The following is a 17,286-nucleotide window of genomic DNA, read 5'->3' on the forward strand; positions in this document are numbered from 1 at the left end:
GCGAAAAATCCGTTTATTCAGAACTGCCAGTTCAGGCTCAAGCCAACGCCGTGGCTCTTCTCGCGATTGGCCAGTTGGCCGTCGTAATTGAGGTTGACTCGCACGTCCTTGCTCAATGCCAGACTGGCTTGCACGCCGACCAGCGCGGCATCGCGTACCAGCGCCGAACTTTCTACGGAGTACGGCGTGCCACCGCTGGCAAAGCGCAGATGCTGGTCAGAATCGATATCGCTCAGGCTGTGTTGCCAGCCGAGATGGCCGCTGACATCCAGCGACTGTTGAGCCGACAGGTTGAAAGTCTTGATCGCCCGCACACCGAGGGTGCTGAGCACCGCATCACGCTGATCGCCGGAGCTCTTCAGCGCGGTGGCGTCGCCCTTCTCCGTAAAGCCTTCGGTGTCCAGATGTACATAAGCGAGGTTGGCGAACGGCTCTAGCGCCAACGGTTGCAGGTGCAATCGATAAGCCGCCTCGCCGAACACTTGAGTGGTCGCTGCATCAACCTTGGCTTTCTGTTTGGCGCTGACGTTGCCGTATTGCAGATCGCGCTTCACATCGGCGCGATGCCAGCTGTAGGCCGCGCCGGTGCTCAGACGCCAGGCGCCGATCTCGCGTCCGGCGTAAGCGCCGAGGTGATAGCTGTCGACTTTGGCTGACGAGTGCGTGCCCGAGCCCATGCTCAGCGAACTGTCGCTGTAACCGGTGACCAGACCGATGCGAGTCTGCTCGTCGAGCGCGCCGTCGACACCCGCCAGCAGGCCGCCAATCGAAGTGCTGTAACCCGCCGTGTCATGGCTTGAATCGGTGCTGCCCCAAGCTCCGAGCGCCTTGATCCAGCCGTTGTTTGGTTTGGCCGAAACATCGTGCAGGCGTTCGCCCACGGCATCGCGCAACTGGCGGCTGTCGTTGATCAGCATCGAACCAACGGCCGGGTAGATTTCCCCGCTCAGTTGCTGGAAAGCTTGTTGAGCAGACGCCGCATCTGCCGACAGCAGCAGGCTTTCGTACACCGAGTTACCGGCGCCAAGACTTTCGACAGCAGCGGCCACCGAACGCTGGTTCGGGGTTTGGCCGACGCTGGCGAAGGACGTCGCGTTGCGTTCGATGTCGAGTTGAATGCCGTTAGCCGCGTAATCGAGGCTGCCGCCAATGAACAGGTAGTTCGGCAGTACCGCGCCGAACTGCCCCTGTATGCCACCGGCTGCTTGCAGGATGTCGTACTGACGGCCGAGCAGGCTTTGCGCCTCGGCGGTGCTGAGCAAGGTCGGGCTGTTTTCCAGCGACAGGCTGACCGTGGCGCCGCTGATATTGGCTGTGCCACCGGCGACAATGCGATCGCTGCTGGTGGGCGACAGTTCAACGGCGTAGGTAGAGCCCGGCGCGAAGTTCACATCACCGGCGACGTTCAAGGTACCGATGGAGTTGCCCGGCGCGACACGGCCGCCGCTGTTGGCGGTCAGCGAGCCGATCTGTCCGGAGCCACCCAGGGTACCGCCGTCATTGACGGTAACAGCCGAAACCAGCGAGCCATTGACGCTTAACAGGCCGCCGTTGATCGTGGTCGGGCCGCGATAGGTGTTTTCCCCGGTAAGCAGCAAACGCCCTGCTCCGGACTTGATCAGGCTGCCCTGATAAACCCGGGTTGCCGCAGCGGCATCGCGGGCCATACCGACGGCATAATCCGTCTGATCCTGCTGACTGGCACCGGCGGCAACACCGTTCTGCCAACCTTTGTCTTGCAAGGTCTGCTGCCAGGCGCTGTGTTCGGCGAGGTCTTCGCTCCGACGCTGGATCAGCGCCTTGTCGGAGATGTCATTGCTCCAGACATCGCTTTGCCCGGCCGCGAGATTGGCGTCAAACGCCCCGAGCAATTGCCCCGGCCCGCGCATCGCCCGGTTCAGGTTGGCCACGCCCCAGCCGACCCGCTCGGTGGGCGCATCGGTCACTGAGCCATCGAGTTGCGTGGCGGTGGTCAGCAGCACTTCGAGTGCCTGCCGATTGCTCATGTACGGGTAACGTTCCATCACCAACGCCAGCGCGCCAGTGGCGTGCGGCGCCGACATCGACGTGCCGGACTTGATCGCATAACCGCCGCCCGGGATGGTGCTGTCGATCTTCGCCCCCGGCGTGGTGATGCACCAGTACTTGGCGATACCGCACTGGTTGTACTTCTGCTGATTGCTCTGATCCAAACCGGACACCGCTAGCCAGTGGCCTTCCAGATCCGGCTGAAAGTACGGCAGCGCCGAGCGTACGCTGGCATTCGGATAGCCACTGTTGCCCGCGCTGAACACGTTGATCACGCCACGACGGGAAACATCGGCAGCCGCGTCGAGCCAGGTGCCTTTGTTGAAGTGCTGGGCGTAAGCGGCGTGCAGGTCGGCCAGTGTGCGGTAGCTGACATCCGGCGGCTGACTGCCCCAACTGTTGTTGATCGCGCGCACGCCGGCATCGGCCAGGGCGTCGTACACCGCTTTGAAATAGCGCGGATCGGGGTTGGGACCGAACAGGAAACTGTCGTTCTTATTGGTGTTGCCGACGTAGATCTGCGCGTTGTACGCCACGCCGTGCATGCCCGTGCCGTCACGGGACGCGCCCATGGTGCCGACCACGTGAGTGCCGTGGGAATCGTTGTTGGGGTTGAGCGTGCCGTCGACGTTGAACGGTGAGCCGTCAATGTAACTGCCGCTGGCCAGTACCGGGTGATAACGGTCAGTGGCGAACTCGGGATGGGTGGCATCGAAGCCGGAATCGAGGGCGCCGATTTTCACGCCTTTGCCGGTGATGCCCGCCGCATAGGCTTGATCGGCCTGCATGCGCTCAAGACCCCAGTCGCGCATGAACTCGGCACTGCGCCAACTGGCGGGATCGCCGGGCTGACCGGATTCCAGGTATTGAGCCTGGGCCTGGGAAACGGAAACTGCGAGCAACAGGGTGCCGACCGATATCGGCTTGATGCGTACTTCCATGTTCACCACTCACTTTTATTGTTTTATGCAGGTTTTTCGCTGGCTGCGATCCAAAAAACCAGATCAAAAGATCGCAGCGTCCGGCAGCTCCTCCAGGGGTAGGCGCGTTACCGGCTTGATCACGTTACTGCTCTTTGTAGGAGCTGCCGAAGGCTGCGATCGTTTGATCCTGGCTTTAAAAAATCAAAGTCAAAAGATCGCAGCCTTCGGCAGCTCCTACAGGTGTTATCGGGTTTTTGGTCCTTGGCCGAAGGCCTCATCCACCCGCGCCAGATCCTGTTCGTTCAAGGTCCCGGCGTAGTAATGCAACTTGGTCCAGGCCATCAAATAGTCGTACCGCGCCTGTGCCAGATCGCGGCGGGTGGTGAACAACTGCTGCTCGGCGTTCAACGCATCGAGATTGGTCCGTTCACCGCCAAGAATGCTCTGCTTGGTCGACACCACCAGCGCTTCCGCCGAGGTGAGGGCTTTCTGGTAGGCGCGTAATTTACTCACTCCGGACAGGCAGGCGCTGAACTGACGACGCAGTTCGATCAGCGTCTCGCGGGTCTTGCCATCCAGTTCGTACTCGGCCTGTTCCATGGAGCGGCTGGCCTGACGCGTCGAGGCCGACACCCCGCCGCCGGCATACAACGGCACGCTGACTTCCAGGCCGATGGTGTTGGTTTCGTAGCGCTGGTTGTAGGTGTTGCCGCTTTCCGATTCGTTCTGCCGCATCGAGGCATAGGCGTTGATTTTCGGCAGATGCCCGGCACGGTTGCGCTCGACCTCGTACCGCGCCACTTCCACGGCCTGACGTTGGGAGGCCAGGTTCGGGTTATTGCTGATCGCCATTTCGTGCCAGGTGTCGTAATTGGCCGGCATCAGCGCGAAGGTCTGGAAATTCTGATCCAGCGGCGCCAGATCGCTGATGTCCACGAAAGGTGCGCCAACCAGTGCGCCCAGTTCACGCAGCGCGGCATCCTGTTCGTTGCGCGCTTCGATCTCCTCGGCGGTCGCCAGCTCATAGCGCGATTCGGCTTCCAGAATGTCGGTGCGCGTACCCTCGCCCTGCTTGAACATGTGCTCGTTCTGCTGGAACTGCTGCTCGTACGCCTTCTTCTTCGCTTGGGCGATATCGATCTGATCCTGAGCAAACAAGGCTTTGGTGTAGTTATCCAGCACCCGCACCAACAGTTCCTGGCTCTTGCCGCGAAAGTTCTCGTCAGCGAACAACGACTGCGCCACGCCCTTGCGATACGCCGCGTAGGCTTCGTAATCGAGCAACGGTTGTTGCAGCGTCAGGGCCGAGCCGTAACTGCTGTAATTGCGCTCGTCCGTACGGTTGCGCGCTCGTTCATCGAGGGACGTGGCCTTCGACGTATTGCGGCCCTTGTTATAGGTGTAACCGATGCGCGGCAGCAGCCCGGCACGACCAATGGCGCGGTTCTCAAGGCCCGCGTCACGCTCCTTGATCGCACCGAGGAACACCGGATCATTGCGCAACGCCTGTTCGTAGATCTCGAACGGCCCCATCGCCGCCACTGCCGAGTGACTCACGAGCAGCATCAATGCCGCCCCGAGCATGGAAAGCTTATTCATACAGCCGGACATCCTTATTCTTCGGTCAACGCAGAGCCGGCCCGGTCGAGCAGCGGTTTGAACAGATAGTTGAGGAGTGAACGTTCACCGGTGCGCACAAACATTTCTGCCGGCATGCCGGGCTTGATCACCAGCCCATTGAGCTTTTCCATGGCCTGATCGCTGACGCTGCTGCGCAACACGTAGTACGGCACGCCGGTTTTCTCATCGACCATCTGGTCGGCGGAAATCAGGCTGACTTCACCGGGTACACGCGGGGTTTTACTCTGGTTGAACGCGGTAAACAGGATGTCCACCGGCAGGTGCGTGCCAACCTTGTCGATCAGGTTGATCGGCAAATGTCCTTCCACTTCCAGCGTGGTGCCTTGCGGAACGATCTCCAGGAGGGTCTCGCCCTGACGCACCACCGCGCCTTCGGTATGCACGCCCAGATTGACCGCCACGCCATCAGCCGTGGCGACGATTTCGCTGTGTTGCAGGTCGAAACCGGCGGAGGTCAATTGTTCGGACAGGGTGACGCTTTTCAACTGCGCGTCGGCCAGTTGCGTGCGCACTTCCTTCTGATATTCCTCGCTGTGCTGTTGCAGTTTCAGGCGCGTTTCGAGGATGCCCTGTTCCACGCGACCGCTCTCACCGGTGTTTTCCGCCAGTTGCTGCTGCACCTGCGACAGTTGGCGCTGATATTCCATCAAGCGGTTGCGCGGGATGTAGCCGTTGTCGGCCAGTGGTTGCAGGTTGCTCAACTGTTGTTGCAGCGAGTCCGCCTGAGCATTGAGGTCAGTGCGCGCACGGCGCATGCCGGCCAGTTGCGCGGTGGCACCTTCGATGCTGGCGCGCAACCCGGCCTGTTCGCGATAGAACGCTTCACGGCGGCTGCTGAACAACTGACGCTGACCTTCAAGGACCAACGCCAGACGCGGGTCCGGGTCGTTGCTCAACTCGGCCGGAAAGGTCACTACCTTGAGGTTGTCACGCTCGGCCTGCCAGCGCGCCAGACTGGCCCAGGCCATGCGGTACTGCGCTTGAAGCGATTGCACGTCGGCGGCGACTTGCGTCTGGTCGAGGCGAAACAGCGGTTGCCCCTGTTTCACGATTTCGCCTTCGCGCACCAGAATCCGGCTGACCACGCCGCTGCTCATCGACTGCACCGCTTTGCGTTTGCCCGAGACCACCACGGTGCCCTGCACCGGAATGCCCTGATCCAGCGGCGCCAGAGCCGCCCAGGTGAAGAAACTGCCGGCGCCGACAATGGCCAGAATCCAGCCCATACGCGCGAAGAACTTCGCATCGCGTTCCGGGCGTTCGGTGATGTACGCGTGTTCCATGCTTGCTTCGTTTTCAGTGTTCATGCTGACGCTGCTCATACACCCGAATTCCTTGTCGTGGGCGGATACTGCCGACTCATGCTGAGCCCGCCCGGTGCTTGCGCAGTTTTCTCGCGAGGTTGTTCATTGGCGGCGCCAGACAGCGCCTTGAGCACGTCCTGACTGGCGCCAAAGGCTTGCAAACGCCCGTCGTTGAGCACCAGCAGCTTGTCGGCCTGGGCCAGCACCGAAGAACGATGCGTCACCAAAACCACGGTGGTGCCCTGCGCCTTGAGCTGGGCGATGGCGCTGGCCAATGCCGCTTCACCGACGGTGTCGAGGTTGGAGTTGGGTTCGTCCAGCACCACCAGACTTGGCGTGCCGTACATGGCGCGAGCCAGTGCCACGCGCTGCTTCTGACCACCGGACAGGCCGCTGCCGTCCTCACCCAGTTGCGTGTCATAGCCTTGTGGCAGGCGCAGGATCATTTCGTGGACGCCAGCCTGTTGCGCAGCGGCCACGACTTTCTGCGGATCAGCCTCGCTGAAGCGCGCGATGTTCTCGGCGATGCTGCCGCTGAACAGCTCGATGTCTTGCGGCAGGTAGCCGATGTACGGGCCGAGTTGGTCGCGATTCCAGCGATGGATGTCCGCACCGTCCAGCCGCACCGTGCCGCCGAGAGTCGGCCACACGCCGACCAGTACACGGGCCAGCGTCGACTTGCCGGAGCCGGACGCCCCCAGTACACCCAGCACTTCACCAGCGCCAAGGTTGAAGTTGACCATATGCAACGTCGCGGCACGCTGCCCCGGCGGGCCGGCGCTGACTTGCTCGAAGGTGATCTGCCCTTTCGGCGCCGGCAACGCCATCGCGTCATCGCTTGGCGGAAAGGCTTGCAACAGCGCGTCGAGACGCCGGTAAGCCAGCTTCGCCCCGCTCCACTGTTTCCACACGGCAATCAATTGATCGATCGGACTCAGCACGCGGCCCATCAGGATCGAACCTGCGATCATCATCCCGGCAGTCATGTCGCCCTTGATGACCAGCAACGCGCCCAATCCAAGCACCAGCGATTGCAGGCATAAACGCAAGGTTTTACTCAGGGAACTGATCACGGCGCCGGTGTCGCTGGCCTGATTCTGCAGACCGAGAAAGCGCGAATGCACCTGGAACCAGCGTTTGCGCAGCGAACCGAGCATGCCCATCGCCTGAATGGTCTCGGCGTTGTGAAGGTGACTGGTGGCCAACTGGCTGGACTTCTGCGAGAAACCGGCGGCTTCGCCCAACGGCTTTTTGGTCATGTATTCGTTGAGGCAGGCCAATGCGATCAACAGCAGCGCACCAGCGGTGGCGAGCACACCGAGCCAGACGTTGAACAGGTAAATCACAAACAGGTACACCGGGAACCACGGCGCATCGAAAAACGCGAACAGCGCAGGCCCGGTGACGAATTGGCGAATGTGGGTCAGGTCGCCCAGCGACTGGCCGGCGTTGCCTTCGCCCTTGAACAGGTTGCGTTCGAACGCCGCCTGATAGACCCGAAGGTTGAAACGGCGCTCCAGTTGGCTGCCGATGCGGATCACGATAAAGCTGCGCACCACTTCCAGCAGGCCGATGAAAGCGAAGAAACCGACGACCATCAGCGACAGCATCGCCAAGGTGGTTTCGTTCTGCGACGACAGCACTCGGTCATAGACCTGGAGCATATAGATGGAGGGCACCAGCATCAGCACGTTAATCAGTGCGGTAAAGCACCCGACGCTGATCAGAATGCTTTTATAGTCACCCAATGCCTTGAATAAGGGAGCGGTGGCTGGGGCCTTCGCCATCTTCATTGATTCTTCCTGGTCAATATCGCTCGCCAATTCTGGGCGAGACTTGAATTAGTTATCCGCGCGATGCCGGAACTTGCTTTTCAGGTGGCCGCTTACACTTTCATAACAACTTCCGTTATTTATGACGGTGCAGTTGCCATAAAAGAGCCTGCTTATAACCACGCAGGAGGTCCTTATATTAAAACTCTGCCAGCTACTTGATCATCACGACGATTGCGCAGTGCGTTGAAGTGTAATGACCAGGCCCGATTTCAAAGTCGTCAGATAAAGCCCATCACGTTGTCGGCTGAAGAACTGAATTCTTGAGCCCTCCTTGCCGGTAATCGACAAGCCGTCAGGATCCGGAAACCAACCGATCGGCACTTCCTCAAGCCATGCGCCCAGGCAGTCGGCACCCTTGCCCAGCGTCTTGTTTGAAGCCAGTTCCACAAGGCAGGTATTCGAAGGCTTGTCTTGCAGTTTTTGCGCTTCGGACGAGTCGCCGTGAGCCGACAAGGTCGCCTGCCACTGACCGGCGAATACCGAGGGTTCTTCGAGTCTCAGGCTGCTTGCCATGCTTGTTTCTCCAGAAATCATAATCAGCGTTGCCATCAGCCACGCCAGCGTCTTGTAGGTAAAAGCGTTTCGACTCATAGGACATTTCACTCCGATGCCTAGCCTTGCCTACCGGGCAGGACGATGCAAGCGAGAGAGCGGCGCATCACGCGCCGCCCTCCTGTTTCACATCAAGCCGCGATGTCGCTGGTGGCTGCCTGGCCAACGGTGCTGACCTGGAAGTCGGCCACGCCGTGCCCGGAAAAGTCCACCGAGAGCAGGCTGTTGCCGCCCGACGAAGTCAGAACCGCATCGCCGGCTGCACCGGTGAAGCTGCTGACAAAGTGCAGACCGGCGCCTTTGGTGATACCGGTCAGGTCGATTTTGTCGAGACCGCTGACAAAATCGAGGATCTGATCGATCGCACCCGGCTTGGAGTCCGAGCTGGCCGCAAACACAAACGTGTCCGAACCGGCGCCGCCCCACAGCTTGTCGGCACCACCGGCGCCGTAGAGGATGTCGTTGCCGGCACCACCCTTGAGCTCGTTGGCCACGCTGTTGCCGATCAGCAGATCGTTGCCCGAACCGCCGATGGCGTTCTCGATGATCGCGCCCTTGGCGATGGACACGTTGCCCACCAGGCCGCCAACGTCGGAGAACGAAGCGTCATTGAGGTTGATCTTCTGGTTCTGGGTGAAGCCAGAGAAGTCCAGAGTGTCCTTGCCGCCCGCATCCCACACCGAGAAAACCACTTTGTCACTCGACGACGAAGCGCTGAGGAAATCGCGACCGGTGTTGGAGTTGAAACCGTAGGTGGTGTCACCGGTACGGGTGTTCATGTTGGCACCGTAAAGCTTCTGGATCGCAGCGATATCATCCATCAACGGGCCGGACGAGTAGGCTTCTACGCCGCCCTTGCTGAAGTTCTGGTTGGTATTGCTTTCGCTCCAGTAACTCATGACGCTGTAGCCGCGAGTGTCTTGCCCGTAGGAAGCGTCGTTGTAAGTCGGGTTGCCATTGCCGGCGTTGTAGTCCCCAGGATGGGCCAGACCGAGGCTGTGACCGATCTCGTGAGTCAGGGTCTGACGACCGTAGTTGTTCAGCTCCGGGTTTTTGTTTTGCGTGTAGCCACTGTTGATCAGGTACCACGAGGTGCCGTCGTAGCCGGCGCCAGTGCCTGGCAGATAAGCGAACGCTGCAGCGCCATCCTGGCCGCCGCTGTAGTTACCGAAGGTCATGTGGCCATCACCGCCCGAGGCTTTCTCGGTGAAGGTGACGTTGGCCACATCGGCCCAGGATTGCATGGCGAGCTTGGCCTGAGCTTGTTGCTGAGCACTGAACTGACTGAACCCGCTGATCCCGTGCTTGTTCATCGTGCTGGACGATGCCGACGTCAGGAACGTGTAGGTAAGTTCAATCTTGCCGCTGCCGTCCTTGTCCTGGTAGGCAGCGCCGTCGCGCAGCAACTGGGTTGCGGCCTGGTCGACGGAGAAGGAGGGTTTGCCATTGACCGTGAGGTTGCCGCCACGGTCATATTGATGGCTGAAGCTATTGATCTGGTTGTACGCCGAGCTGGCAGCGGCCAGAGGTTGCGGCGCCGCGGACAGCAGAAAAGCCTGTTCGGCAGAATCAATAGCATTCGATTTAACTTTCGACATAAACACACTTCCTTGTTTAGCAATGGAACAGTTTTTGTCCGATAGCGACAATCTCTGGCGAGATCGTCCTATCACTCGCCCAATGAAGGCGTAAGAAACCTGACACAATTCGAAATCTGTCGTAAAGGATTTTTTTGAGATCGAATCTGGCTGTTCCGGGAAACTCCCGTAAACAATGCACGCGGGGTCGAAAGAAGTTTTGAAGCGGAGAGGCTTTGCCTAATTGTCTTACGATTTTCTATTTAAATATTAAATATGGGTAAGTTGCTTTTTGTTAGATACGTCTCACTTTCCCGCACTTTACTAGTGCGGTGACATTGTATTGATATCAACCAAATGGCTCACCCAAACTGTAGGAGCTGACGAGTGAAACAAGGCTGCGATCTTTTGACTTTGCCCTGTAAAAGCAAGATCAAAAGATCGCAGCCTGCGGCAGCTCCTACAGAGGGAAAGCGAGTCAGCTACCGGTACGAATCTTGTTCCACACCCGCGTACGAATCCGATCAATATTCAGCGGCATTGCCTCCAGCGCAAACAGCTTGCCCATCATCTCCGGGCTCGGATAGACCTTGGTGTCGTTCTTGATAGCCGGGTCGATCAGGCTGTCTGCCTGCTCGTTACCATTGGCGTAATGCACGTAGTTGCTGATGCCCGCCATCACGTCCGGACGCAGCAGGTAGTTCATGAACGCATAACCGGCCTTCTCGTCCGGCGCATCGGCCGGCATGGCGACCATGTCGAACCAGATCGCAGCGCCTTCCTTGGGAATCGCGTAGCCGATATCGACGCCATTCTTGGCCTCTTTGGCGCGGGTCTCCGCTTGCAGGATGTCGCCGGAGAAACCGACCGCCACACAGATGTCACCGTTGGCCAGGTCGCTGGTGTATTTCGAGGAATGGAAGTAGCTGACGTACGGCCGTACCTTCATCAGCAGCGCTTCGGCTTTCTTGTAGTCCTCGGGATTCTTGCTGTGGTGCGGCAGGCCCAGGTAGTTGAGCGCCGCCGGGAGCAATTCCGGACCGTTGTCGAGGATCGCTACGCCGCACTTCTGCAGTTTTTCCATGTACTCGGGTTTGAAGATCAGGTCCCAGGAATCCACCGGCGCGTTGTCGCCCAGCACGGCTTTGACCTTGGCGATGTTGTAGCCGATACCGGTGCTGCCCCACAGATACGGAAAACCGTGTTCGTTGTTCGGATCGTTGGTTTGCAGGGCTTTAAGCAGGACCGGATTCAGGTTCTTCCAGTTCGGCAACTGGCTCTTGTCGAGCTTCTTCAGCGCCCCGCCCTGAATCTGCCGGGCCATGAAGTGGTTGGACGGGAACACCACATCGTACCCGGATTTACCGGTCATCAACTTGCCGTCGAGGGTTTCATTGCTGTCGTAGACGTCATAGGTGACACCCACACCCATCTCTTTCTCGAAGTTCTTGGTGGTGTCCGGCGCTATGTAGTCGGACCAGTTGTAAACCTTGACCGTTTCCGCTGCCTGAGCAAGGGAAACGGCGAGCATCAGCGGTGCCAGAGCGAGGGTCTTGCGGATCATGGATCGATTCCTGTGTGGGTTTTCTTTTTTGTTGGCAGGCAATCAAAGGATCAAACAATCAGAAAATCAGTACGTAGGTCTTGCGCACGGTCTCGTGGATATCCCAGATACCGAGCGTGTTGGCCGGCAACATCAATGCATCGCCGCCTTGTATGTGCAGGGTTTCGCTGCCGTCATCCGGGGTGAACGTGCAGCGCCCGGAGATGAAGTGACAGAACTCCTGAGCGGTAATCTGCCGGCGCCAACGCCCGGGCGTGCACGCCCAGACGCCGGTTTCGACGCCGTCGTCGCGCTCGACGCTGGTGGTCGAAGCAATGGCGATCGGGTCGCCGAGCGGTACGGCCACCGGGTTGGATTCTTCCAGTTGGAGCGTGGCGGTGTTCTTGAACTGGGTGATGCTCATGGCGTTACCTGTCTTGGGGCTTTCTTGGTGGCTTTTTTTTCGATTGTGTTGACGCTCAGCGCATGAAACCTTCCATGAAACCAGCCACCTGACTGGCGAGCTTGCGCCGCCATGGCGCGCTCGCCGGGTTGGCCAGGGTCTGGTCTTCGTGGACGAAGCTTTTGATGATCGCGTTGTAGCCGAGCCAGCGGCACGGCTCCGGCTCCCACGCACGCAGCGCGTGAATTCCGCCATCCGGCAGCACCCACGGCTGTTTAACCAATTCGCTGTCGCGCTCCAGAATCAGATCCGCCAAAGTGCGGCCACCGAGATTGCTGGCACCGACGCCCTCCCCGCCATAGCCGCCGGACAGCGCAATGCCGTTGGCGCGATCGCAGAGCATGTGCGGTTTGAAATGCCGGGACATGCCAAGGTTGCCGCCCCAGGCGTGGGTGATCTGGACGTTTTTCAGTTGCGGGAACAGTTCACCGAACAGGTAGCGACGCAGTTCGACCTCATCGCGGGTCAGGTCAAAGTTGTGGCGCAGCTTGCCGGCAAACTGATAGCCACCCCGGGCGCCAAAGATCAAACGGTTGTCGGCACTGCGCTGGCCATACGTCACCTGGCGACTGAACTCGCTGAAGGCCTGGCCGCGACTGAGGCCGATCTCGTCCCAGGTTGCGGCGGACAACGGCTCGGTGGCGACGATCAGGCTTTGCACCGGCAACTGATAGCGCCCCAGCGGCGGCAATGTCACCGAGTAACCCTCGACCGCCGGCACGATCCAGCGGCTGTGCACATTGGCCTTGGCCGTGCGCAAGCTACCCGACTGCCAGTGAGTGACCGGGCTGTTTTCGTAAATTTTCACGCCCATGTTCTGCACGGTGCTCGCAAGGCCTCGAACGAGCTTGGCCGGGTGAATGGTCGCCACATGGGGCGCGTAAATGCCGCCGTAAGGTTTGGCGATGCGGATCTGCTGCGCCAGTTGCTCGGGGCTGAGCCAGCGGTAGTCGTTGTCGGTCAGGCCTTGGGCGTGCAGGCTGGCGAGGTATTCACGCAGATTGGCTTCCTGCTCCGGGTAACGCGCGGCGCAGTACAAAACTCCGCCCTTGCGGTAATCGCAGTCAATGCCTTCGCGTTCGAGGACGACTTCTACCTCATCGGGGATGCTGTGCAGCAGATCGAACGAGGCGCGACGCTGCTCTGGCGACAACCCAGCCAGCAGACGATCTTCACCGAGCAGATTGCCCATCAGCCAACCGCCATTGCGGCCGGACGCGCCGAACCCGGCGGTTTGCGCCTCGATGATCGCGATGTCCAGGCCCGGTGCCTGTTTCTTCAGGTAGTAAGCCGTCCACAGCCCGGTGTATCCGGCGCCGATGATCGCCACATCGACGTCCAGATCCCGTTCAAGCTCCGGCCGCGCGATCAGCGGCTCATCGAGTTGATCCATCCACAAACTGATAGTGCGCCACGCCGGCATGCAAGACTCCGCCACTGAAAACCTTCGATGGCGTCGATCCTAGTGCGCAAGCTCAGAGGCTGTCTTGCGCGCGTGTCCGCAAAGAAATTTGTTTGGTGTAAGCCTTGGGCGACTGACCGGTGTGCTGCCGGAAACAGCTGTAGAACGCCGATAGCGAGTTGAATCCAGCCGCAAAGGCCAGCTCATCGATACGCACTGGTGGCGTGGCGGCGTCCAGGGATTTGAGCAAATGCTGTAACCGCGCCTGATTGACATAGCGATAAAAGCTTTGCCCAAGCACTTGATTGAGCAGGTAGGAAATCTGGTTGCGGCTGTATCCGCACTCTTTCGCCACCCGTTGCAGATCGAGCTCAGGATCAAGATACGGCTGTTGCCGCTCGAAGTATTGCTGCAGATCGTCAGCCATGAAGCTCAGTTGGCGCGCAGAAAGTCCCAATCGACTGACGGCCGGACGCTGGCTCGACGCTGTCTTGTCGCTGGTTTGCCCACGCACCAGTGAGGCGTACTCGTTGACACGCCAGATCAAACCGTCCCTGACCGTGATCGCCTCACTGGAACGGAACGACACCAGACCGTCGCCACCGCGCAAGGTGACTTCGTACTGAATGAACGCCGTATTGCCGTCAACACGGATCCGGTCGCAATGCTCCAGCGCTTCGTCGGATTCGCGCGGCATGCTGACGCGCACATACTCGCGCAACTCGTCGAGGCCCAGTACGCGGTTCTGGAAAAAATCGTTGTACTGGATGTCCGGGTGATACAGCGCCATGACGCTGTCCAGCTCGCGGTGTTTCCAGCTCAGGTGGTAGCGCATGACCGTGGCAGCCGTGGCCTTGGTCTGTTCTGGGCCGTCGTCGTCGGCGTGCATAAGGAGCTCGGCGAAAAAGAACCGAGCTTGCCCAAGTTCGGCACATGCATCAATGGCTAATCCGCAGTGGCACTGCGGCGATGATCGCGTAGACCATGACTTACATCAAAAGATGCGAAGCAATCGCAAAATGAACTGAAAACTCTCACAGAAATTTCACATCGAGATGCTACTTTTAATGACAAGTCACCGGTTGAGCCAATGAAGGCTCTTCCCACCTAACATGAGCAAACGGAAGCGCTCGATGAAGAAGGCGGGCAACATATGAATAAAGGTTCAAGCAAAGTCACATTCCCCAATGCCTGCCAGCTGATGCGCTGGCATTTTCATCCCATGGGTTTCGAGGCGACGATGGATGCGCCGGGCAGCATGATTGCCCGTCTGTTTGATCGCGCCAGCGGCGAAACCATGATCGCCATCGCTGGCATCCCGTGTGCCACGGTGATGAACGCGGCGGATGTCGAGCGAATTATTGAGGCTGTGGAGGATGAGCTTGAAGCATTCATTCCTCCAGAATCTCTCAGGAGTTATGCGTAACCTTATGATTTACATAAAAAAGCCCGCACAGCTTGCGGGCTTTTTTGTGGCTCATGCGGTGGACTTTTCCGTTCGATGATCGAGGAAGAACGGCTTGCCCTTCACCACCCGATCAGACGCCCGGGGCATATTGACCGCTTGCACTTCTTGCGCCTCGACATACCAGTAGCAATGGCTGACTGCCCTTGTAATCCCGACGTAGGCCAGGCGCAGGATTTCATCCTTTTGCGCAGTATCGTATGGCTCGCTGTCGCCATTTTTGCCCAGACCGGCCATGCGATACACCTGATTCTTGTACGGCGAACTGGTCAGGTGCTGGCAGTCTCCGAGCAGAAACACCGCGTCTGCCTGCAAGCCTTTGGCGCTGTGATAAGTCAGCTGTTTAAGTCTTCTGGCTTCGTACGGCAAGCTCGAATCAACATTAACTACCGGCTGAATATGCTCTTCAATCAACAACTTATCGCTACTTTTTCGATAAAGCATCAGGATTGAATGACCCTGTCGATAATGTTCGGCAAGGCGTTTCCCCAAAGCTTGATCGTCACGCTCCAGCACGTTGACTGGCTGCAAAACCTTGGGTTCGCCACTGGCCTTGGCTTTCTTGCCGGGGATCGCCGGCGCAGCGCGAACGATGTGTTCAGCCGCATCGATGATGTGCTGATGACTGCGATAGTTGTCGCTGAGCATCACCCGTGTGGTGCTCGGAGACGGGAATTCCTTGTTGAACTCCATGAAATAGCTTGGTGAACTGCCGCGCCAGCCATAAATCGACTGCCAATCGTCGCCGACACAGAGCAGCGATGAACGCTGCGCGCCCCGCCCGACATGCATCGCCGGGCCACGACTGCGTATTTCGTTGAGGCTTGCGCGGATCCAGGAAACGATCTGCGGCGAAACGTCCTGAAATTCATCGATCATCAGGTGCGACATCGGCCGGAGCAATTCATCACTGAGCAACTTGAGGTTCTCTGGCGAGTGCTCACTGAACAGCGCGAACATGCGATTGTAGGTCATGATCGGCGGCTTCTGGTCGAGCAGATGATCTTCCAGAGCACGCCAGAACAGACTCAGCGCCTCGAAGAAAAACCGGTCTGGATCGTCCTTGGCGAAGCTCATACGTCCGACAGCGTCAGGCACGTCCAGCCCCAGGTTCTCGATGAAGCCTGCTGCGGCAACGAAACAGTCGAGCAAAGGCGCGGAGGCCAGTTCGCCTTTGACTTTGTAATCGAAGCCCGGACCGGCGCTGGCATCCGCCGCCAATGTCGCGAGCACACGCTTTGCTGACTCGTAACTATCTATCCAAATCAATGGCTTACGACAGAAAGCTTGAAACAGGGTGCGCTTCACCGCCCACTCTGCACGGACGGAGAGTTTGGCATTGGGCCGGCTGAGCTGTGGGTTTTCCCGTGGATCGAAACCGAGCACCACCCAGGCGTCGAGGCTGGGGATATAGCCATGGCAATGGAATTTCGCCCCGTTGATTTCGAAAGTCTGACGGTTCGGTTCGATGCCTTTGATGGGCCAGGCCCCCGCACCAAACCACAAATCTTCAATGACATCGCAGAGTTCTTCGTCGCGCTTGGCCGCCAGTTCGGTGACAGCCATACGCTTTTGCACATCCGGGTGATCGCGCTCCAGCTCTTTGAGCTGCAAGCCCGCCTTGGCCATAGGCTGAATCAACTGGCGGAAACGCTCGTCCTGGCTGAATAAGCGGTGGTAGCAGGCATTGAGCTGCTGGCGCTGAGCATCGTTGATGCGCAGGTCGAATGGATTGCTGTCGACCTCCTCGTCGGCGCCCTGCGCGCGATGGCTGAGGTTCTCGAATGCCTGCAAACGTTCGAATCCCGGCAGGCTGCGCACCATAGGCAGAATGCGCGAGTGAAAGGTTCGCACCAGTTCCCGCGCCTGTTTCAAGCTCAATACTTGACCCCAAAGCGCAAAAATCTCGATCAGTTTGTTGATGAAGTCCTTGCGCGACTCGCGGGTGAAGGTCACTACGGTCATCGAATCGATTTCAAAGCCGAGATACTGGGTCAGCAGCAGAATGCGCAGCACCAGCGTGGTCGACTTGCCCGCTCCGGCACCAGCGACCACGGAAGTTGACGGTGTCTCGCTGAAAATCATCTTCCATTGCGCAGTACTCGGCTGAGCGTGTTCCGGCAACAATCTAGCGACATCGGCCTTGATGCGTTTCTTCAGCTCGGCGGTGAGTGGCAGGCGCCAATCGTCAAACAAGTGATTGTCGACGCTCGGCGCACGATGCTCGGTGCTGCGACTGTCGCGGATCAGCAACACTTGCCGGCCTTCTTCCAGTCCCTCGAGCTTGCCCTCTTTAAAACCGTACTCGACGCCCGCAGTGTGACCGCTACGAAAGCCGTCAGCCTGACCGTGCAGCCATGACGCACGGTGCTGAGCCCGCAACCGAGTCAAACCATGACCAAAGAAACGTGCGGCCAGGCGCTTGAACCAAGGCATGTCGGCCAGCGGACGGAGTTCAGGAGGAAGATCGGGGGGTTGCTGCACCACGCTAACGGGCTCCAGTGGGTAAGGCTGTTGCCGCTATGGTGTCTTTATTTACCGTTGAGTTCTAGC

General features: G+C 59.0%; 12 protein-coding genes. 1 reads left to right on the forward strand and 11 read right to left on the reverse strand.

Features of this window, described 5'->3' with window-relative positions:
• Nucleotides 1-17: 17 nt before the first annotated feature.
• The 10 genes from PSH79_RS14425 to PSH79_RS14470 form a co-directional block, all read right to left on the reverse strand.
• Nucleotides 18-2,969, reverse strand: a complete 2,952-nt coding sequence (locus PSH79_RS14425) for an autotransporter serine protease (RefSeq protein ID WP_305437940.1) — start codon at nt 2,967-2,969, stop codon at nt 18-20.
• A gap of 225 nt (nt 2,970-3,194) precedes the next feature.
• Nucleotides 3,195-4,562, reverse strand: coding sequence for a TolC family outer membrane protein (locus tag PSH79_RS14430; protein ID WP_305437941.1), 1,368 nt, complete (start codon nt 4,560-4,562; stop codon nt 3,195-3,197).
• A 2-nt stretch (nt 4,563-4,564) separates the two neighbouring features.
• Nucleotides 4,565-5,914: an HlyD family type I secretion periplasmic adaptor subunit gene (locus PSH79_RS14435; RefSeq protein ID WP_305437942.1), complete on the reverse strand. Its 1,350-nt coding sequence runs from the start codon at nt 5,912-5,914 to the stop codon at nt 4,565-4,567.
• Complete coding sequence (locus PSH79_RS14440) at nt 5,911-7,689, reverse strand: type I secretion system permease/ATPase (protein ID WP_305437943.1); 1,779 nt, start codon at nt 7,687-7,689, stop codon at nt 5,911-5,913. Before PSH79_RS14440 ends, PSH79_RS14435 begins: the two co-directional genes overlap by 4 nt.
• A gap of 204 nt (nt 7,690-7,893) precedes the next feature.
• Nucleotides 7,894-8,322, reverse strand: a complete 429-nt coding sequence (locus PSH79_RS14445) for an AprI/Inh family metalloprotease inhibitor (RefSeq protein ID WP_305437944.1) — start codon at nt 8,320-8,322, stop codon at nt 7,894-7,896.
• A 92-nt stretch (nt 8,323-8,414) separates the two neighbouring features.
• Nucleotides 8,415-9,881 (reverse strand): serralysin family metalloprotease, encoded by a 1,467-nt coding sequence (locus PSH79_RS14450; protein ID WP_305437945.1) that lies wholly within the window; start codon nt 9,879-9,881, stop codon nt 8,415-8,417.
• Between the two features lie 457 nt (nt 9,882-10,338).
• Nucleotides 10,339-11,424: a polyamine ABC transporter substrate-binding protein gene (locus PSH79_RS14455; RefSeq protein ID WP_305437946.1), complete on the reverse strand. Its 1,086-nt coding sequence runs from the start codon at nt 11,422-11,424 to the stop codon at nt 10,339-10,341.
• 58 nt (nt 11,425-11,482) lie between these two features.
• On the reverse strand, nt 11,483-11,827 hold the full coding sequence (locus PSH79_RS14460) for a cupin domain-containing protein (RefSeq protein ID WP_305437948.1): 345 nt from the start codon (nt 11,825-11,827) through the stop codon (nt 11,483-11,485).
• Nucleotides 11,828-11,882: 55 nt separating this feature from the next.
• Nucleotides 11,883-13,289: an FAD-binding oxidoreductase gene (locus PSH79_RS14465; RefSeq protein WP_305437949.1), complete on the reverse strand. Its 1,407-nt coding sequence runs from the start codon at nt 13,287-13,289 to the stop codon at nt 11,883-11,885.
• 52 nt (nt 13,290-13,341) lie between these two features.
• Nucleotides 13,342-14,157, reverse strand: coding sequence for an AraC family transcriptional regulator (locus PSH79_RS14470; RefSeq protein WP_305437950.1), 816 nt, complete (start codon nt 14,155-14,157; stop codon nt 13,342-13,344).
• A 264-nt stretch (nt 14,158-14,421) separates the two neighbouring features.
• Between PSH79_RS14470 and PSH79_RS14475 the strand changes: the two genes are divergently transcribed.
• On the forward strand, nt 14,422-14,694 hold the full coding sequence (locus tag PSH79_RS14475; protein WP_034154176.1) for a DUF1652 domain-containing protein: 273 nt from the start codon (nt 14,422-14,424) through the stop codon (nt 14,692-14,694).
• A 51-nt stretch (nt 14,695-14,745) separates the two neighbouring features.
• On the opposite strand, the gene PSH79_RS14480 is transcribed toward PSH79_RS14475, so the two are convergent.
• Nucleotides 14,746-17,220 carry a UvrD-helicase domain-containing protein gene (locus PSH79_RS14480; protein WP_305437951.1) on the reverse strand — a complete coding sequence of 825 codons (2,475 nt, stop codon included), beginning with the start codon at nt 17,218-17,220 and terminating at the stop codon, nt 14,746-14,748.
• Nucleotides 17,221-17,286 lie beyond the last annotated feature (66 nt).

Origin of the sequence: Pseudomonas sp. FP2196, assembly GCF_030687715.1 — a bacterium.
Lineage (GTDB): Bacteria > Pseudomonadota > Gammaproteobacteria > Pseudomonadales > Pseudomonadaceae > Aquipseudomonas.